Genomic DNA, 18,804 nt, shown 5'->3' with positions numbered 1-18,804 from the left:
GTTACCCGTGCCCGCCTCCTCCTGGCCCAAGTGGCGCGGCGACGAACCCGTGACCGCGCCGGACGGCCACCCCTATCTCCTGGCCACGCTGCGGATGAGCGTGACCAGCGGAAGGACGTGGCAGCGCCACCGCCTGATCGAGAACGACCGGCTCCGCACCCGGCTGGCCCCCCTCCTCGGCACCCTCCCGCTGAGTCATTCGTATTTGCAGGAGCCACACGGTGGACACGCCTGCCGCTTCAGCGAACCCAGCCTGACGATGTGGCAGGACACGGACCCGGACCACTGGCCGAACACGCTCTACCGCCGGCTCACCGCCGAGGACGGCCCCCGCCAGGGCCTGGGCGAGGTGACCGTGACCCTGCGCCTGGAACCCCGCGACGGCGAGGCCTGTCAGGTCGAACGGGTCATCAGCGAGTGCAACGTACGGGCGGACGGGCGACTCCTCGTGGCGCAACTCGGCGACGACAGACTGCCGTTCACCGGTTAGAAACCTGGCCGGCAGAAGGCCCGGAGCCGCGCCCGGGGGCGACGTAGACGTACTGCCCGCGGTACGGGCCCGGGTCCTCCAGGCGGTACGCGGGCCAGGTACGGGCGTACGGCGGCGGGCCCGAGGTGCGGGTGGTGAGCACGGCGACCGGCATGCTCTGCGCCGCTCGGCCGATCTCCGCGGCCGTGGTGTTGGCGTTGTTGCCGTGGGTGTGCACGGAGGCGCATCCGGCGTAGTAGGCGATCGGAACGGACTCGTGTCCGGAGAGCAGGCACGGCGGTCGTACCCCGAGCCGGTGCAGCTGGTCGACGACGCGGGACCATGCCGCGTGGGAGAGCGTGGTGCGCTCCACGGCGCGGGAGAGCACCGCGTACTGCACCGCCAGATGCCCGGCCAGCGCGACCGCCAGCAGGGTGACGGCCACCGGACGCCGGCGCCCGCTCGGCGTGACGGCCAGGCGCAGGAGCCCGTCCGCGACCGGAACGGCGAGCAGGGCGTAGGCGGGCAGCAGGAACCGGGGAGCGGCATAGCCGATCAGGAACAGATACGGCACGGCCACACTGAAGGCGCAGGCCAGCGGCACCAGCGTGCGTGCCGTGCGCCGGGCCCGGACCGCGACGGCCAGCGCGAGGGCGGCAAGCAGGGGAAGGGCGCACCACCAGACGAGCACCGCCACGTCGGGCATCGCGCTGGTGCACGGCCGGCACAGCGTGCGGCCGCTCAGGCTGCGCAGCTGGTCGCCCACGGCGATGTTCCAGCCGAGATCGCCCTGCACGCGGGACGCCTCGGCCATCCGTGTGCGCAGACCCCCGAAACTCACGTACGCCTCGACGACCCACTCCGCGGCCCCGGCCAGCAGCCCCGCCGGCAGGGCGGCCAGCAGGCGCAGGTGCCGCCATCCGGGTACGCACACGAGGAGCACGAGCAGGGGCAGCACCACCCAGACCGCGTCCGTCGGCCGCATCAGTGCCATCAGGGCCGCGCTGCCCGCCACTCCCCACACGGGCGCCCGGGCGGCGCGGTCGGCCTGGGCCCGCAGGAAGCAGCCCACCGCCGCCAACGCGCCGATCGCGACCCAGAAGTTGGGCATCGCCTGCGGGCCGTAGAACATCGTGATCCACAGGGTCGCGAACAGCGCGCCGCCCGACGCGAGCACCCGCACGGGGAACAGGCCACGCCAGCACCGCAGGGCGATGAACAGCCCCAGCCCTGCCAGCACCGCCAGAAAGACGCGCAGCAAAGCGGTGGACGACGACCAGGAAGCGATCGGAGCGACGAGCAGCGAGACCCCTCGCGCGCGGGGCGCGCTGAAGAACGTAGCCGGTGCCTGCCCGCCGACCTGGCTGACGTACACCGTCTCGTCCCAGCCGAGACCCATCCAGGGCCGCACCAGAACCAGTTGCAACAGCGTGAAGGCGACCGCCACGGCCGCGAGCAGCCGCGTGTCCGCCGGGCTCCACGACCGCCTGCCGACCACCGACAGTCCGCGTGAGGTGCTCCGGGTCCGCCGCGAGTGCACGGTCGTCTTCGGCATCGTCCACCCTTCGCGCCGCCGGCCGGGGCATCTCCTTCGTCCTCGGTCCGCGGAACGGAGCACGGAGGACGAAGCACGAGGAAAACACAGGGATAAATATCGACAAATTACCCCGCTGGAGTCGGGTGCGCAGGGCGGGGACCGGCGAGACGGCCGAACGGGGACCGGGCGGACGGGTGGTTCACCCGGGTGGTCAGTGGGAGCCGTACCCCCCTGGGCGGGTAGTCAGGAGTTCTGTGCCGCCCGTCCCTTCCCCTGTCCCACCGCCCCCGGAGCCGACGTGAAATTCGGAGTCTCGACCTTCATCACCGACCAGGGCATCAGCCCCACCGCACTCGGCACCGCACTCGAGGGGCGCGGGTTCGATTCCCTGTTCATCGCCGAGCACAGCCACATCCCGGTGGCCCGCCAGACCCCCTACCCGGGCGGCGGCGACCTGCCGGACATGTACTACCGCACCCTCGACCCCTTCGTGGCCCTGACCGCGGTCGCCGTGGTGACCGAGCGGCTTCTGCTGGGCACCGGCATCGCGCTGATCCCGCAACGGGACCCGATCATCACGGCGAAGGAGGTGGCCTCCCTCGACCTGGTCTCCGGCGGCCGCGTGATCTTCGGCATCGGGGTCGGCTGGAATCGTGAGGAAATGAGGAACCACGGCGCCGACCCCGCGACCCGTGGCCGGCTCACGGACGAGCGACTGCGCGCCATGCGCGCGCTGTGGACCGAGGACACGGCCGAGTTCCACGGTGAGTTCGTCGACTTCGATCCGGTGTTCGCCTGGCCCAAGCCCGTGCAGCGCCCTCATCCGCCGATCTACGTCGGCGGCGCGGAAGGCGCGTTCCCGCGCGTGGCGCGGCTCGGCGACGCCTGGCTGGCCAACAGCGTGTCGCCGGAGCAGCTCGGTCCGCAGATCGAGCGGCTGCGCGCCCTGGCCGGCCGCGAGGTGCCGGTGACGGTGTACGCGGCGTCCGACGACCCCGAGCAGATCGAGGGGTACGCCCGCCTGGGGGTCGAGCGGCTGCTGTTCTATGTGCCGACGACGCACGAACGGGAGACGCACACGTTCCTGGACCGGCTGGCCGGCCTCGCCGCCCGGTACCGCTGAGGCAGGGAGAGTGCCATGCCCGTTCTGACGAGCACCCAGGTACGGGAGCGGTTCGCCGCGGCGCGCGTCGCCCACCTCGCGACGGCCGACGCGACGGCACACCCGCACCTGGCGCCGGTGGTCTTCGCGGTGGACGGCGACACGGTGGTGCTGGCCGTGGACCACAAACCGAAGCGGACGACACAGCTGAAACGCCTCGCAAACATCGCCGCCAACCCCTCGGTGTGCCTGATCGTCGACCACTACGAGGAGGACTGGGACCGGCTGTGGTGGGCCCGCGCGGACGGCAGGGCCCATGTGCTCCCGCCACCGGACCACTGCGCCGAGGCGGCCCGGTGGGCCGGCCTGCTGACGGCGAAGTACGAGCAGTACGCGGACCGGCAACCCGACGGGCCGGTCGTCGTGATCTCCGTCGCGCGGTGGAGCGGCTGGCGGGCGTGGTGAGCGGCAGCGCGAGCCGGCGGACAGTCCGGACCGGCAACCGGGTCGCCGTGTGGACGCGTTGCCGCCGGACGGACAGACGCCTGCGGGGCACCGGCGTCGAGCCGGCACCCCGCAGGCGCGGAGTCGCTGTTCCTTGTGCTGGTGTTCGGCGTCAGGCGGCGACCGAGCTGGCCCAGTCGTTGTAGGCGCCGAGGTTCGAGCTGTAGGAGTTGGGGCTGATGGAGATCGTGCCGCCGTTGCCTCCCTCGTCACGGGCCAGCCAGGCGTACGAGTTCGACTGCCTGTTGCGCCAGGACGACGTCTGGTCGTTGAAGCCGTACTCGTTGAGGTTGTGCCAGTAGTAGTCGCTGAAGATCAGCCGACGACCGCCACCGTTCGCGTGCTCGTACAGGCACGTCCAGCCGGAGGCACAGGCCGGCAGTGCCCGGGTGCCGATGCTGCGGGCCAGCGGATCCGTGGCGCGGGAGTAGCCGAGCGCCTTGTCCGCTTCTGCGTGGGTCTTGAAGCAGCGGACCGCGGTCTTGGAGTAGACGACGCAACTGCTGGCGTCGCCCCAGCCTTCCTGCTTGAGGTTGACCGTCTTCTGCCCGTAGGCGGCGACGGCGCCGCCACCCTGGGTTCCGGCGGCGGATGCCATCGGCGCCGTGCCGGTGAGCAGCGCGGCGGCCGCGGTCAACGCGGCTGCGGCCAAGACGGAACGTGATGTCTTCACTGTTTCCCCCTGATCGAATTCAGCAGGCCGGCCAGGTACGCCCCGGGAGAGGTCGAACGTCCCCCTGTGGTCAGTCAGGGCGTGAAATCCTCCTGGCCGTCCCTTGTGCGGACAGGAGCAACTAAAGGGGCGGCACGAATGCCCCGTCAACAGCGCACGAAAGGTTGGCAGAGGAACAAGCCATTCCTTCGGGGAATCGGGGCGCGGCACTCCACATGTCGCAATTCAGCGAATGCGGTGAATACTCTGACCGAATTCCGCCCCCGCGCATTTCTTGATCACCCGGGCCGACCTTGCACTCCCCCCTCAACGCGGCGAAGGGTTCACGGACTGGCCTTGCGCACGACGATTTCTCCGACACGACCCAGGCAACACCCATCATGCCGAGGAGCGCCACACCGCCGGCGACCATGCCCGCGACCAGGAAATAGACAGCCGTCGCAATAGCGGCCGCGATCAGCACGCGGAGGATGCCGATCATCCGCTTGACGCGCGCCTCGCGATGCAGCGAAATACTCACCTGATCCATTTCCGCATCTCTCTCTCATTCGACAAGGGATGCGCTTCGGGGAGTACGGCCGGCCGACTTCGCGGAGAGCCCGAGCGGTCCTTTGTGGAAGAGGTGGCGGAGTCCGGTCAGCGGGCGTCGAGCTCGGCGATCAGCTTCTTCGTCGCGATGACGCGGTAGCTCTCCTCCACCCAGTCGTAGAGCACCTCCGCCGAGGGTGCACCCTTCTGAGCGAGCGGGACCTGCACCCAGCCCGCCTTCCCGAGGCCGTATCCGGACGGCTCGGCGCCCGGGCAGGACAGTGCGTGAGCGTGCATCGCCTCGTCCTTGAGCTTGACGCCGACACCCAACGGGTAGCTGCCGTCCGCCACTCCGAGGAAGACGAAGATCTTCTTGTTCACCTTGACGACGGTCTCGCCCCAGGGGAACTCCTCGCCGGCACCGGGCAGCCCCAGGGCAAAGGAGCGCACCTTGTTCCACTTCGCCAGCGCGGCCTTCGGTGGAGTCGTCATGCCGTCCTCCTGATCGCGCGATCCGTCCCTCCCACGCTAGTGCCTCGACCGGCAGTGTTCGCCCGTTGACGTGCGTCGTCCGGCGCGTGCCGTTGCATCGCGGCGCGAGTGGGCAAAGCCTGCCGGGAGCAGCCTGCGGCCGGTCAGCGCTCGGGCCCCCAGTCGATTCCGGCGGCGACCGGCAGGTGGTCGCTGCCGGTCGCGGGCAGGGTCCACACCTCGGTCACCGTGGCCGAGCGGGCCATGACGTGGTCGATCCTGGACACCGGGAATCCGGCGGGCCAGCTGAAGGAGAAGCTCTGCTCGGCCGAGGTCAGCCGCGAAGTGACCGGTACGAGTCCCCGGTCGTCCAGCGTGCTGTTGAGGTCTCCGAGGAGGACCACCTTGTCCAGCTTCTCCGCGCCAAGGGCCTCACCCAGCAGGTGAGCGCTTTCGTCCCGCCGGTGTGAACCGAACCCGCCGGGTGCGATGCGGACGGAAGGCAGATGGGCGACGTACACCGCGAGGTCACCGCGCGGCGTACGGACGGTGGAGCGCAGACCGCGGCTCCAGCCGTCCCCGATCCCCTTCGGCCTGATGTCGACCGTGCGGACCTCTGACAGTGGATACGCCGACCAGAGCCCGACGGTGCCTCTGACCGCGTGGTAGGGGTAGGCCGACTCCAGCGCCCTCTCATAGGCCGGCAGAGACAGGGGTCAGCTCTTCCAGGGCGATGAGGTCCGGTGCGGAGTCGACCAGAGCGGCGGCGGTGCCCGCGGGGTCGGCGTTCTCGTCGCTGACGTTGTGCTGCACCGCCAGGAAGTCGTACGGGGTCCGGCTCTCACCGAGCAGCATCCCGCCGAAGAGGCCGGCCCAGACGGCCGCGGGCAGCAGCAGAGCCACCAGGGCGAGGGCGGAGCGGCGCAGGAGGGCCGGTCCGAGCAACACGGGGACGACCAGACCGAGCCAGGGCAGGAAAGCCTCCAGCAGGCTGCCGAGACGAACCGCGGTGTTGGGCACCGCGGAGTGGAACGCCAGGAGTCCGGCGGTCAGCACGGCGAGGGCGGCGAGAACGCGCCCGCGGGCCCAGGGCGACCGGGGCCTCGCGTCCTTGCCGCGGCGCCACGGATTGAGGCGAGACACCCTCCGCCGCGAAGCCGCGACCGTCGAAGTCGGCGGCGCAGCCGAACTGCCCGACGCCACAGAGCTGTCCGCCCGCTCCACCACGGTCCACCCATCCGTCTCGTGCTCGTCCCGCCCCGCGGTTGTGGGCGCACGGCGTGCTCAGTACCACGCATGATCGGGCGATCGGGGTTCCGTGCTGCGCCGAGGCATTGCCGCAACCGTTCATGAGGGCGTACCTGCAGTGCGGCCGGTGCGGTTACGCTCCACGCCGGAGGCCGACATCAACCGGAGCCGGGGCGATCGTGAGCCGACCACTGCTGTTCCTCGACGTGGACGGGCCGCTCAACCCTTATGCGGCCCAGCCGGAGAGGCGCCCCGACGGATACACCACTCTCAGAGTGCCCAGGCCGGCCGGTACCTCGGAAGGGCTGTCGCCCCGGCGGCGGCCCCTTCGGGTGTGGCTCAACCCGGAGCACGGGCCGGCCCTTCTCGGGCTCGGCTACGAGTTGTGCTGGGCGACGACATGGATGGCCGATGCCAACCGGTGGATCGCCCCGGTGCTCGGACTTCCCGAGCTCCCCTATGTCGACTTCGGCGACGCGCTGTTCCAGGAACGGCCCGACGGGGTCCACTGGAAGACAGGTCCCCTGGTGGACTTCGCCGACGGCCGCACCTTCGCCTGTGTGGACGACGAACAGAGCGGCCTGGACGAGGAGTACGTGACCGCTCACCACCGCGGGCGTGGGCTTCTGCACCATGTCGATCCGCGGATCGGGTTGCGCGATGACGACTTCCGCACGCTCGCCGATTTCGCCCGGTCCCCGGACAGCTCACGCGCCGCCGGCTGAACCCGCCTCGGGGCACAACCGTTGCCGGCTACGGGAGTTCATGAGCGCCGGCCGCCGAACTGCCAGCGGTGGACCTCGATGCCGGCGTAGCGGTCCGGGGTCAGGACGGCGCGTGCCGTGTCCGGGTCCGGCGCCCGCAGCAGCGCGGCCGTACCCACCCAGGTGGCGCCGTCGTCGGACAGCAGCGGCCCGTAGGCGATCAGCTCGTCCTGGCCGTCCGGCACGGTGAGATCGGCGGCCTGTCCCGTGCCGAGGCCGAGCACCAGGTACCGGGTGCCGTCATCAGGCCCGCCGGCGAAGTCCCACATGGTGCGGCCGAGCAGATTGCGCCACCGGCGCAGCAGCACATCGCGGTACACGCCTGCCTGGTAGCCGGGCTCGTCGAAGGCGAACACGCGGGCGGCGGCGGGATCGGGCAGGTCGACGATGTGCACGCTGCCGGTGGGCACCTCGCCGTCGCCGGTGAGGGTCGGGCCGCGGGCGATCATCTCCGCCGCGTATCCGTCCATGTAGGACCAGTGGGCTTCCAACAGCTCGTGACGCAGCTCCAGGGAATCCGGCCGGTCGCGGTGGTAGCAGAAGAACTCCATGGTCCACAGTCTTCATCACGGTGCGCGACGCTCCGGCAACGGGTCCCCGCGGCCCCCGACACCCGCCGCGGAACCGCTCTTCGCGGGCGAGGTGTCGTTCACAGCCAGTCCCGGCGCCTGAAGATCATGTACAGCGAAGCCGACAGGGCCACGATCAGGGTGGTCGAGACGATGAATCCCGACTCATGGTCGAAGCCGGGATACGGAAGATTCTGGCCGAAGTAGCCGGTGATCGCCGTCGGGACAGCGATGATCGCGGCCCAGCTCGTCACCTTCTTCATGATCAGATTCATGCGATTGGCCTGGACCGACAGGTTGGTCTCCATGACCGAGGCCATCATCTCCCGCAGCGATTCGGTCCATTCGGTGACGCGTAGCGCATGGTCGAAGACGTCCTGGTAATAGGCCACCAGAGGCTCGATGTTGACGTGCAGGCCGGGCCGCATGACCGCATTGACCACCTCCCGCCTCGGCAGCACGATCTGGCGCAGCCGGACGAGGGACTTGCGCAACGCGAACGCCCGTCGCTGCACGGTTTCGATCTCCCGCCGGTCCGACGAGAAAAGCAGATCCTCCAATGCCTCGATGCTGTCGTCGAGTTGCTGGGCCGCGGCGGAGTGTCCGTCGACGATGTCGGCGAGCAGGCCGTGCAGCAGGAAGGCCACACCATGACGGGCCAGGCCAGGACTCTCGTCCCAGCGGGTGACGACAGCACCGATGTCGAATCCGTCGTCCTTTCGGACGGTGATCATTGCCCGGCCGGTGAGGAATACGGCGATCTCGCTGGTGGACAGTTCCGCACCGTCCCCGCCGATGGTGACGGCATAGGCGGTGAGGACATCGTGGCTGCGGAAACGATCGAGCCTCGGCCGTTGCCCGTGCTGCGCGGCGTTTTCCAGAGCCAGTTCGTGGATGTCGAATTCTTCGCCCACCATGACGAGTTCGGCGGATCCGGGGCGATAGAGGTCCAGCCACACCACGGACGTCGGGTCGGCGAGATGCTCGGAGACATCACTGGCGGGAAAGTCCTCCAGGACGAGAGTTCCGTTCTGGTACAGCCGTGTACGCGTCGCCATGGCGCGAGCCTAAGGGCTGTCCCGTCATCCCCGGCGGATCAGCGCGCGGCGGGCGAGGGCCGTAGTTGTCGTCGTGCGTCGGCCGGGGGTTGCCGGACATCCCTGAGCGCCTCGCCGGCAGGAAGTCGGCCGGATTTCGGCAGAGCCGGGAATGTCGGAGGGGAGACCGAGTTCGGTCGTGAATCCCGTGCGGGCGGCACAGGAGTGACACGCGCATCCGTCACGACGGAGAATCCCGCTACGACAACGTGTCCGCGACCACCGACGCCGCCTCCGCGATCAGCTTGTCGTCGTGCTCGGCAGACTCACCGGCGCGGTTCGACATGATCGACATGACGATCGGTGCAGCGCCCGGCCGCCACACCACCGCGATGTCGTTGCGGGCGCCGTATCCGCTGCCCGTGCCGGTCTTGTCCCCGACCACCCAGCCCTTCGGGACCCCGGCCCTGATGAGCTTCGCTCCGGTGGTGTTGGTCCGCAGCCACTTCGTGAGCTGAGCACGCTCGGCCCTGCCGAGGACGTCTCCCAGGACGAAGGCGCGCAGGTCCTCGGCCAGTGCGCGCGGTGTGGTCGTGTCCCGTGTGTCGCCCGGGGTCCATCGGCTCAGTTCGGGCTCGCGGCGCTCCATCCTGGTGGCGTCGTCGCCGATCTCCTTCAGCACGGCACCCAGGCCCTTGGGCCCGCCCAGTGCGTCGAAGAGCAGGTTGGCCGCCGTGTTGTCGCTGAAGCGGACGGCGGCGTCGCAGAGTTGGGCCAGGGTCATCCCGGTCTCGACGTGCTTCTCGGTCACGGGGGAGTTGGCGATCAGGTCGTTTCTGGAGTAGGTGATCACGCGGTCCATCCCGCTCATGGAGTACCTGCGCAGCACGGCACCTGCCTCCAGCGCCTTGAACGTGGAGGCGTAAGGGAATCGCTCGCCGTCGTTGTGCGCCACCTCGCGCCCGGTGCCGGTGTCGATGGCGTACACGCCGAGCCGTGCGTCGAACGTGCGCTCCAGAGCCTTGAGTTCGCCCGCGAACGTCTTCGCGTCCGTACGCGTGCTTCCCGGCGAGGCGGACGGGGACGACACGGACGGCGACGACGAGGACGAGGACTCCTGCGAGCCGGCGCAGGCCACCAGGGGGACGAGGGCAAGCGTGGCGAGCGCGCCGAGAAGGGCGTGGCGGACGCGGGTGTGGTGCATGGTCCGAACCTCCGGGGCGCCCCGCAGGCAGGGCGCGTAGGGGACGGAGCTCGGCTCCGTCCCGGTGCGTGGTGATGTGTGCCGGGACCACCCTCACCTTCCGGTGACCATGCGGTCCAATACGGTCCTGTGCTGTTCCATGCCGAAAAGGCATAGAGTCGGGCCGTGGATCTGGTGGCGGCATGTCGCGCGTTCGTCAGCGTGAGTGAGCACGGGAGCTTCACCGTCGGCGCCGCGGCCGCCCGGATGTCGCAGCCCGTGGCCAGCCGTCGCGTCGCCGCCCTCGAGGAACGCTTCGGCGAGCAGCTGTTCGAGCGCACCTCGCGTCGAGCCGTCCTCACTCCCTTCGGCCGGGACATGCTGCCGACGGCCAGGCAGCTCGTGCGGGCGGCCGAGGTGTTGCTGAACGAGTCGGAGGCCGCCAAGCGCAAGCCCTGGCGGCTCGCCGTGCCCGGCATCTGCTCGGTGGCCTCTCTCGCCCGCCTCGTCGCCGAGGCACGCGGGCACGGTGTCACCCTCGACCTCCGTATCGCGGCTCCCGCCCAGCGCAGGGAACTCGTCCATGCGCAGCAGGTGCGGGCCGCACTGCTGGCGGTGCCGGCGGACGAGGCGACGTGGTCCGTGCCGCTCGGGCTCGCCGGTGCCCGGGATCCCGGGGTGAAGCGCCTCTACCTCGAAACACTGCGGGTCGGCCGTGCCTCGGTCGATCCCGCGTCCCGTGTCTGGATCCAGCCGGAGGACGACGTGCCGCACATTCGCGATCCGCTGACCCGGCTGCGGGACGCGGTCGGGCTGCGGCCCGCCCAGCTCGTCGCCGCGGCCGATCTGACATCCGCGGCGGCGGAAGCGCTCTGCTCACGAGATCTGTTGCTGTGCTCCCCCGCGCAGGCGGAGGAACTCGCCCTGCACTGGCGGCCCATCGGCGAGATCGCGCTCAGCCGGGGGTTCGCTCTCGTCGCCGCCGGTGACGGCAATCCCCAGAACGTCGAGGCACGCCTGGGCGACGGCATCGGCCGCTGTCTGGGCGCAGGCACCCCGCCAGGCAGACCGGCGGCCGACCCGGCAGGCAGCGGGGCGGGCACACCGGCGGGCAGCACCGGAGGTACGGCGGCGTGAGCACCGAGGCCCTGCTGAGCGATCTGCGCCGCGAGCTGCACGACGGTGGTCTGCACGGCTGTCTGCTCGTCCGGGATCTGCACACCGGAGACGAGCTCGGGATCGAGCCGGACACCCAACTGCCCGCCGCCTCCCTGGTCAAGGTCCCGCTCGCGCTGGCGACGGCGGAGCGCATCCGCCTGGGCGAGCTGGACGGTGCGACCGTGCTCGATGTGCGCCCCGGGCGGATCACCACACCGGGCCCCACCGGACTGAGCCGCTTCCGCCACCCCGCCAGGATCGCGCTCGACGATCTTCTCTATCTGAGCACCTGCGTGAGCGACGGTACGGCCGCCGACGTCCTCTTCGACCTCACCCCGCCGGCCCGGGTCGCCGAGATCCTCCATCGGTTCGGCCTGCGCGGCATCACCGTCCGGCACGGCATGCGCGAGCTGTCCGACACACCCGTGGAACGCTTCGACGCCACCGAGGCCCATCTCGCGCACGCCCTCGCGATCGACGCCGGCACCAGCGGCCGGGGGCACCGGGTGCCGCAACTCGACACCACCCGCGCCAACACCGGCAGCCCGCGTGCCTACGTGGATCTGCTCCAGGCGCTGTGGACACCGTCGGCGATCCACCCGGAGGTGGCCGAGCGGGTGCGCGGCCTCATGGCCCACAACATGCTCCGGCACCGGCTCGCCCCGGACTTCACTTCCGATGCCACCTCCTGGTCCTCCAAGACCGGCACGCTCCTCAACCTCCGCCACGAGGTCGGGGTCGTCGAACACGCCGACGGTCAGGCGTTCGCCGTCGCCGTCTTCACCGAGTCGCTCGTACCGGCCGGTACCCAGCCGGGCGCCGATGCCCTGATGGCACAGGCGGCCCGCAGGCTCCGGGACCACCTGCGGCAGCTGTAGGCCGGAGCGGGCCCGGAGCCGCCCGTGCCGCACGGCCGACACAGGATTGAAAGGGTTCAATCCCCGTTCAATGAAGCGGAGTTGATCGGGCCTCAGCCGTTTTCGCAGGTCACCTCCGCACGCCCGAGAAATGGCTCGCACGCGCATTGACGTCCACTCCCCGCACCCCTACCTTCGCAGCCGTGAATCGATTCACCTTCTCCCTCTAGGGGCCGCTGTGATCAGTAGAAGGAACATCCTCGCGAGCGCCGTCGCCACCGCGGGAGCCGTGGCCGCCGGAGCCGGACCGGCCGTGGCCGTTCCCTCGCCCGCCGCGGGTCGTGCGAGCAGGAGCGCCTTGCGGATCGTCTCCCCCACGGTCGAGTACGTCCGGCAACCGCTGGGGCTCGACGCCGCCCGCCCGCGCCTGAGCTGGCCGATGGTCTCGGCCCGGCCGGGGCAGCGGCAGAGCGCGTACCACGTGCGCGTCGCGACGAGCGCCGCCGGCCTGTCCCATCCGGACGTGTGGGACAGCGGCAAGACCGTCTCGGACGAATCCGCCCTCGTCCCGTACGCCGGTCCCCCGCTCGAACCCCGCACGCGCTACTTCTGGTCGGTGCGGGTGTGGGACGCCGACGGCGGTGCCTCCCCGTGGAGCGCGCCCTCGTGGTGGGAGACCGGTCTGATGGGCGCGGGCCAGTGGTCGGCGAAGTGGATCTCCGCTCCCTCCGTGCTCACGGATGCGCCGTCCCTGGAGGGCGGTTCGTGGATCTGGTTCCCCGAGGGCGATCCGGCGAGCAGCGCTCCGGCGGCGACCCGCTGGTTCCGCCGTACCGTCGACCTGCCGGCCGGCATCACCGCGGCCACGCTGGCCATCACGGCGGACAACGTCTACAGCGTCTCCCTCAACGGCGCCGAACTGGCGCGCACCGTCCTGGAGACGGACAAAGAGGGCTGGCGCCGACCGGCCGTCGTCGATGTCCTCGGCCACATCCGGTCCGGCGCCAACACCCTCGCGGTCTCCGCCGTGAACGCCACGGTGGGACCCGCCGGTCTGATCTGCGTGCTGGTCCTCACCACGGCCTCCGGTGAGAAGAAGGTCTTCACCGACGCCTCGTGGAAGTGCGTTGACCACAAGCCTGCCGACGACTGGCGCGAGCCGGCCTTCGACGACAGCGCGTGGCGCGCGGCGAAGGAGGTCGCCGCGTGGGGGGCCGGGCCCTGGGGCCGCGTCGTGCCGGCCGTCTTCGCCGCGAACCAACTGCGCCACGAATTCCGGCTGCCGCGCAAGAAGGTGAGCCGCGCCCGTCTGTATGCCACGGCTCTCGGCCTGTACGAGGCGCATCTCAACGGCCGTCGCGTGGGACGCGACCAGCTCGCCCCGGGGTGGACCGACTACCGCAAGCGCGTGCAGTACCAGACCTTCGACGTCACCGGCTCGGTCCGCCCGGGCGCCAACGCCATCGCCGCCTATGTGGCGCCCGGCTGGTACGCGGGCAACGTCGGCATGTTCGGTCCGCATCAGTACGGCGAACGCCCGGCTCTCCTTGCCCAGTTGGACATCGACTATGCCGACGGGACGAGCGAGCGCATCACCTCGGGGCCCGACTGGCGTGCCACCTCCGGCCCCATCACCTCTGCCGATCTGCTGTCGGGCGAGGTGTACGACGCACGGAAGGAGACGGCCGGGTGGACCTCACCCGGTTACGACGACGGGTCGTGGCACGCGGTTCGCGGCGCGGCCGACGACGACGTCCCGGAGCAGATCGTCGCTCAGGTGGACGGACCCGTACGCGTCACGAAGGAGCACGCCGCCAGGAAGGTCACCGAGCCCGCACCGGGCGTCCATGTGTTCGACCTGGGGCAGAACATGGTCGGCTCCGTGCGGCTGCGCGTGTCCGGCGAGGCGGGTACCACGGTGCGGTTGCGGCACGCGGAGGTCCTCAACCCCGACGGCACGCTCTACACCGCGAACCTGCGGTCGGCGGCCGCGACGGACACGTACATCCTCAAGGGGCGTGGTGAGGAGACGTACGAGCCGCGCTTCACCTTCCACGGCTTCCGCTATGTCGAGGTGACCGGCTTCCCCGGCAAGCCGTCGACCACCGCGGTGACCGGTCGGGTGATGCACACCTCCGCACCGTTCACCTTCGACTTCGAGACGAATGTCCCGATGCTCAACACACTGCACGGCAACATCGGTTGGGGACAGCGGGGCAACTTCCTCTCCGTCCCGACGGACACACCGGCCCGCGACGAGCGGCTGGGGTGGACGGGTGACATCAACGTCTTCGCTCCCACCGCCGCCTACACGATGGAGTCGGCCCGCTTCCTCACCAAGTGGCTGGTCGACCTGCGTGACGCACAGACACCCGACGGCGCGTTCACGGACGTGGCACCGATGGTCGGCACGGTCGGCAACGGCGTCGCGGGCTGGGGAGACGCGGGCGTCACCGTCCCCTGGGCGCTGTATCAGGCATACGGCGACCGGCAGGTCCTCGCGGACGCATGGCCGTCCGTCCAGGCGTGGCTGGGCCATCTGGAGAAGCACAGCAACGGACTGCTGCGGCCGGCGGCCGGATACGGCGACTGGCTGAACGTGTCGGACGAGACGCCCAAGGACGTGATCGCGACCGCCTACTTCGCGCACAGTGCCGACCTCGCGGCGCGCTTCGCGACGGAGCTCGGCAAGGATCCGGCACCCTACGCCGACCTCTTCGCCCGCGTACGCACGGCGTTCCGGACCGCGTACATCGCGGACGACGGCAAGGTGAAGGGCGACACACAGACGGCCTACGTCCTCGCCCTGTCCATGAACCTCATGCCGGACGCCCTGCGCAAGGCGGCGGCCGACCGCCTGGTCGACCTCATCCGGGCGAAGGACTGGCACCTGTCGACCGGCTTCCTCGGCACACCGCGGCTGCTGCCCGTCCTCACCGACACGGGCCACACCGATGTCGCCCACCGCCTGCTGCACCAGCGCACCTTCCCCAGCTGGGGCTACCAGATCGACAGGGGCGCGACGACCATGTGGGAACGCTGGGACTCCATCAAGCCGGACGGCGGCTTCCAGACCCCGGAGATGAACTCCTTCAACCACTACGCCTACGGCTCCGTGGGCGAGTGGATGTACGCCAACATCGCCGGCATCGCCCCGGGCCGGGCAGGCTACCGGCAGATCGTCGTCCGCCCCCGCCCGGGAGGCGAGGTCACCTCCGCCCGGGCGACGTTCGCCTCGCTCTACGGCCCGGTCTCGACGCACTGGCAGCAGCGGCCCGGCGGCTTCACGCTGTCGTGCAGCGTGCCGCCCAACACCACGGCGGAGGTGTGGATCCCGACGAACGACCCTGCCCGTGTGCGGCGCACGGAGGGGAGGCTGGTGCGGACGGAGGACGGCTGCGCGGTGTTCGACGTGGGGTCGGGGAGCCACCGCTTCACGGTGTGAGCAGGGGGCGGTTCGCCCTGCGGGCCGGTGCTTCCCGGTCCGGAGGGCGAACGGCTCGCGCCGTGACGGCGACGCGTCAGCCGAGGTCGGGCGACCCTTGTCGTCGGGAGAGAAGGACGGTGCGTCGCACCCGGTCGATCCCGGCGACGGTGACCGTGACCTCGTCACCCACCTCGGGCGCAGCCACCGAAGCGTCGCCCTCGGGCGTCGAGCTGAGCTCCGGTGACGGGACCAGTCCCTCGATCCCGTCGGCGACCCGGACGAAAACGCCGATCGGCGCCAGCTTGGTGACCCGGCCCCGCAGGGTCCGGCCCATCTCGGTGCCGTCGGCGAATGCCCGGAAAGGATCCGGCCGCTTGGCGCGCAGGGACAGCCTGGCTTCTCCGTTCGTGGTGTCGAACTGGAGGAATTCACAGCAGACGCGCTGTCCGACCTGAACGACCTCGGCGATCGTCTCGAAACGCGTCCAGGACAGTTCGGGGATGCTGATGAACCCCACACCGGGGAAGGCCGGGTGGTCGGGACCGTCGTCCAGCGCCACGAACACACCGAAGTTCTCGATCGCCGCGATGGTGCCGGAAAGGGTCTCGCCCAAGCGGAGTGACCTGAGGAACGCCCACAGTTCAGGATGCTGGGTGGCGGCCGTCGAGAGCCAGGCCCGGCCGTCGTCCGCATCGACGGCGAGCACCTCGGCCGTGATCCGCCGGCCGACCTCCACACCCGCGGAGTGACGCGGACCCCAGGTCAGGTCCAGCGATCCCACCACACCCAGCGGACGGGCGGCGAAACCGTCCAGGGTCACCAGCACCCCACGCGGGGTGACCTCCGTCGCCGTCCCGCCGCAGATGTCACCCACGTGGAGCCCTGCCAGAAACCGCCGGGAAGCCTGATCGTCGGAGGGGTCGCGCACATCGGGCAGCCTCTCATCCGTGACGTACTGCCGTCACGACACCGGCTCGCACCACCTCACGGTGGTGCGAGCCGGTGTCCTTCAGCTCCTCGGGACGGACCGCCTGATCAGCCCGCCGCGTCGGGGCTCAGAGGTGACGTGCGCTTCCTCCTCTGCCGCGTACCCGCAGGAGTACGACTCCGGCGACCAGCAGGAGCGCGCCGGCCGCGAGCGGCCACATGCGGGCGCCCGTGTCGGCGAGACCGCCCTGCGGGGCCGCCGCATTGGCGACCTGGGCCGGGGTGTTGTACGCCCTCGGCGGGGTGACTTCCTGGGTGGCCGCCTTCAGTACCTGCTGCTTCGGCTCCGCGGGCACGCCGGCCTCGGGCTCTGCCGCTCCCGGGGCATCATTTCCGCGCGGGGGCGAAGTCGCCGGGTTCTGCTCCTCGTTCTCCTCCGCAGGCTTGCCCGGCGCGGCGGGCGTCTCGTCGCGGCCGGTCGTGTCATCGGGCTTCGGGGCGGCGCCGCCCTCGTCGGGCTTGTCCGTCTCCTCGGGAGCGGGAGGCGCTTCGGCCGAATTGCTGGGCTCGGGGGCCTGCGACTCGTCCGGCTGGGGGGCTTGCGACTCGTCCGGTTCGGGCGCCTGCGACTCGTCCGGCTTCGGAGCCTGCGTCTCGTCCGGCTTCGGGGCCACCTCGCCCGGACCGCACTTCTGGCCGTTGTTGATGCAGTCCACGAGGTCGTTCATCAGCTTCTCGTCGAAGACGTTGATGAAGTCGCCGTGGTCCGTGATCGGCTTGTGCAGCTGCTCGGGGAAGGAGTCGAGGGCGAAGCCGGGGCCGGGCGGCACGTCGTAGACGATCCGCTGTACCAACTGGGGAATCGCCCGGAAGCCGTCGGCACACTCGCCGTTCTCGTTCGCGAACGAGACATGTGTGCGGTGATTGGCGCTGTCGATGTTCTGACCGTCCCAGCAGCTCTGGAACTTGAAGGAGCGCACGACCTTGCTGCCCTCGGGACAGATCGGGTACTTGTCCCTCAGCTGACGGTCCTCGAATCCGGTGCAGCTCCAGGACGCGTTGGCATTCTTGTCACCATTGGTCAGCGCCTTGGCGTCACCGGTGATGATGCGCAGGAACCGCGGCATTGCGGTGACCTTGCCGACCGGGCTGCCGACGAAGTTCAGCGTGACCTCGGAAGGCCGCTGGATCTCACCGGTGTTCTGGTCCTTGCCGCCGCCGTCCGCATTGGCGTCGTTCTCGTCCTGACCGTTCTGCAGACGCAGCACCGGCCAGTAATAGGTCGACTTGTCACCCTGGTTCTGGCAGGTGGTGTCGCCGTTGGCGAGATCGTCGTCGCTCGCGAAAGCGTCATTCGCCTGGTTGCCGACGTAGTCGTGCATATGGTGCGCGCCATTGGCGACACCCGGGGCGACGATGACGTTGTCCGGGTTGAACTTGCCGTTCTCGTTCACCCCGCAGTCGGTGGCGAAAGTGCCGGTCGAGGCGTCATTGCCCGCCTGCGGCGCCTTGACATTCGGCTGGATGGACTGGATGTCGACGAAGTCGCTTGCCTCGGGCCCGTTGCCGACCTGGCCGCCGTTGTCCTGGCCGCCGTCCTGACCGCCGTCGGCCTGGCCCTGGTTGTCCCCGCCCTGGTCCTGACCGCCGTCCTGGCCCTGCCCCTGGTCGTTGCCCTCCTGGCCGTCTCCCTGGTTCTGGCCGTCGCCCTGGTCGTTGCCGTCATCACGCAGCTCACAGGGAGCGAGTTCGTCCATGCCCTGCGGCTTCTCACCGCCTCGGCCGATCGCTGTCGCGATCCGGTCGATGCTCGCCTGACGCTTGTCCTTCAGAGGATTGAGAATCGCGTTCTCCGCCAACTGCGGATCACGCTGAATCTGTTCCTTCTGCTCGGCGAACTTCGCGTACGCCTCGGTGATCTGGCTGTCCATCAGGGCCAGTTCACGGTCGACCTCGGTCCGCGCCTCGACCGGAACACCCGGCAGTGCGTTGGCGACCTCGGGACACTCGATGGTGGAGGCGCCGGCGCTCAGCGTCCCGTCCTGGCCGGACGAGCTTCCTTCACCGGCGGAGGCGAAGGATCCGAACCCGATGAGGCCGCCCCCTCCCAGAATCAGTGCCACAGCGGCGACAGTCGCGCGCTGTGCACCTTTTGGACGTCTTCGCGTCATGCGTCTCACGGGAACTCCCAGGGCTTCACTGCTGGACCGGTTGATAAGAAGCGCTGCGCTCTATACGCGCGAGAGTTCCGTCGTGTTCAAACCTCGCCGGAAGTTTTTTCGACGCCGCCGAGAGCGCCCCGCCTTCGCACAGCGTGTATCCGCACGACCGCTCTTCGTGACGCTACCTT

General features: G+C 70.1%; 16 protein-coding genes and 1 pseudogene. 7 read left to right on the top strand and 10 right to left on the bottom strand.

Annotated elements, in window-relative coordinates; translation table 11 throughout:
- The first annotated feature begins 7 nt into the window (after positions 1-7).
- Positions 8-490, top strand: coding sequence for a hypothetical protein (locus tag OHA05_RS30360; protein ID WP_313943076.1), 483 nt, complete (start codon positions 8-10; stop codon positions 488-490).
- Here the strand turns inward: OHA05_RS30360 and OHA05_RS30355 are convergent.
- On the bottom strand, positions 480-2,024 hold the full coding sequence (locus tag OHA05_RS30355; RefSeq protein WP_443043801.1) for a hypothetical protein: 1,545 nt from the start codon (positions 2,022-2,024) through the stop codon (positions 480-482). The genes OHA05_RS30360 and OHA05_RS30355 overlap by 11 nt on opposite strands.
- 280 nt (positions 2,025-2,304) lie before the next feature.
- Here OHA05_RS30355 and OHA05_RS30350 point away from each other — a divergent pair, with 280 nt between their 5' ends.
- Positions 2,305-3,129: an LLM class F420-dependent oxidoreductase gene (locus OHA05_RS30350; protein ID WP_313943077.1), complete on the top strand. Its 825-nt coding sequence runs from the start codon at positions 2,305-2,307 to the stop codon at positions 3,127-3,129.
- Between the two features lie 15 nt (positions 3,130-3,144).
- Complete coding sequence (locus tag OHA05_RS30345; protein ID WP_328862271.1) at positions 3,145-3,573, top strand: TIGR03668 family PPOX class F420-dependent oxidoreductase; 429 nt, start codon at positions 3,145-3,147, stop codon at positions 3,571-3,573.
- Positions 3,574-3,724: 151 nt separating this feature from the next.
- Here the strand turns inward: OHA05_RS30345 and OHA05_RS30340 are convergent, their stop codons facing one another.
- The 4 genes and pseudogenes from OHA05_RS30340 to OHA05_RS30325 form a co-directional block, all read right to left on the bottom strand.
- Positions 3,725-4,264 (bottom strand): peptidase inhibitor family I36 protein, encoded by a 540-nt coding sequence (locus OHA05_RS30340; protein WP_328862270.1) that lies wholly within the window; start codon positions 4,262-4,264, stop codon positions 3,725-3,727.
- Between the two features lie 142 nt (positions 4,265-4,406).
- A complete protein-coding gene (locus tag OHA05_RS30335; protein WP_313943081.1) occupies positions 4,407-4,814 on the bottom strand; it encodes a hypothetical protein in 408 nt (135 codons plus the stop codon).
- 107 nt (positions 4,815-4,921) lie between these two features.
- The gene (locus OHA05_RS30330; RefSeq protein WP_328862269.1) at positions 4,922-5,305 is read right to left on the bottom strand and encodes an MmcQ/YjbR family DNA-binding protein; all 384 of its coding nucleotides are present in this window, start codon (positions 5,303-5,305) and stop codon (positions 4,922-4,924) included.
- 143 nt (positions 5,306-5,448) lie between these two features.
- Positions 5,449-6,427 (bottom strand): annotated as a pseudogene (locus tag OHA05_RS30325) (endonuclease/exonuclease/phosphatase family protein).
- Between the two features lie 284 nt (positions 6,428-6,711).
- Between OHA05_RS30325 and OHA05_RS30320 the strand changes: the two are divergent.
- Positions 6,712-7,257, top strand: a complete 546-nt coding sequence (locus OHA05_RS30320) for a hypothetical protein (protein WP_328862268.1) — start codon at positions 6,712-6,714, stop codon at positions 7,255-7,257.
- A gap of 38 nt (positions 7,258-7,295) precedes the next feature.
- Here OHA05_RS30320 and OHA05_RS30315 read toward each other — a convergent pair whose 3' ends face one another.
- From OHA05_RS30315 to bla, 3 genes are all read right to left on the bottom strand, one after another.
- Complete coding sequence (locus OHA05_RS30315; RefSeq protein ID WP_313943086.1) at positions 7,296-7,847, bottom strand: YciI family protein; 552 nt, start codon at positions 7,845-7,847, stop codon at positions 7,296-7,298.
- A gap of 98 nt (positions 7,848-7,945) precedes the next feature.
- Entirely contained in the window at positions 7,946-8,923 is a 978-nt protein-coding gene (locus OHA05_RS30310) for a magnesium transporter CorA family protein (RefSeq protein ID WP_328862267.1), read from the bottom strand.
- Positions 8,924-9,161: 238 nt separating this feature from the next.
- A complete protein-coding gene (gene bla, locus OHA05_RS30305; RefSeq protein ID WP_328862266.1) occupies positions 9,162-10,106 on the bottom strand; it encodes a class A beta-lactamase in 945 nt (314 codons plus the stop codon).
- 165 nt (positions 10,107-10,271) lie between these two features.
- Here bla and OHA05_RS30300 point away from each other — a divergent pair, with 165 nt between their 5' ends.
- From OHA05_RS30300 to OHA05_RS30290, 3 genes are all read left to right on the top strand, one after another.
- Positions 10,272-11,222: a LysR family transcriptional regulator gene (locus tag OHA05_RS30300; protein WP_328862265.1), complete on the top strand. Its 951-nt coding sequence runs from the start codon at positions 10,272-10,274 to the stop codon at positions 11,220-11,222.
- Positions 11,219-12,121 carry a serine hydrolase gene (locus OHA05_RS30295; protein ID WP_328862264.1) on the top strand — a complete coding sequence of 301 codons (903 nt, stop codon included), beginning with the start codon at positions 11,219-11,221 and terminating at the stop codon, positions 12,119-12,121. The genes OHA05_RS30300 and OHA05_RS30295 overlap by 4 nt, the downstream gene beginning before the upstream one ends.
- A 217-nt stretch (positions 12,122-12,338) precedes the next feature.
- A complete protein-coding gene (locus OHA05_RS30290) occupies positions 12,339-15,545 on the top strand; it encodes an alpha-L-rhamnosidase (RefSeq protein WP_328862263.1) in 3,207 nt (1,068 codons plus the stop codon).
- 76 nt (positions 15,546-15,621) lie between these two features.
- On the opposite strand, the gene OHA05_RS30285 is transcribed toward OHA05_RS30290, so the two are convergent.
- Together OHA05_RS30285 and OHA05_RS30280 are read right to left on the bottom strand one after the other, a co-directional pair.
- Positions 15,622-16,401 carry a S1 RNA-binding domain-containing protein gene (locus tag OHA05_RS30285; protein ID WP_328862262.1) on the bottom strand — a complete coding sequence of 260 codons (780 nt, stop codon included), beginning with the start codon at positions 16,399-16,401 and terminating at the stop codon, positions 15,622-15,624.
- Between the two features lie 181 nt (positions 16,402-16,582).
- The gene (locus tag OHA05_RS30280) at positions 16,583-18,625 is read right to left on the bottom strand and encodes a DUF1996 domain-containing protein (RefSeq protein ID WP_328862261.1); all 2,043 of its coding nucleotides are present in this window, start codon (positions 18,623-18,625) and stop codon (positions 16,583-16,585) included.
- Positions 18,626-18,804 lie beyond the last annotated feature (179 nt).

Source organism: Streptomyces sp. NBC_00306 (assembly GCF_036169555.1).
Taxonomy (GTDB): domain Bacteria; phylum Actinomycetota; class Actinomycetes; order Streptomycetales; family Streptomycetaceae; genus Streptomyces; species Streptomyces achmelvichensis.
This window is presented reverse-complemented; position numbering and strand designations above follow the sequence as displayed.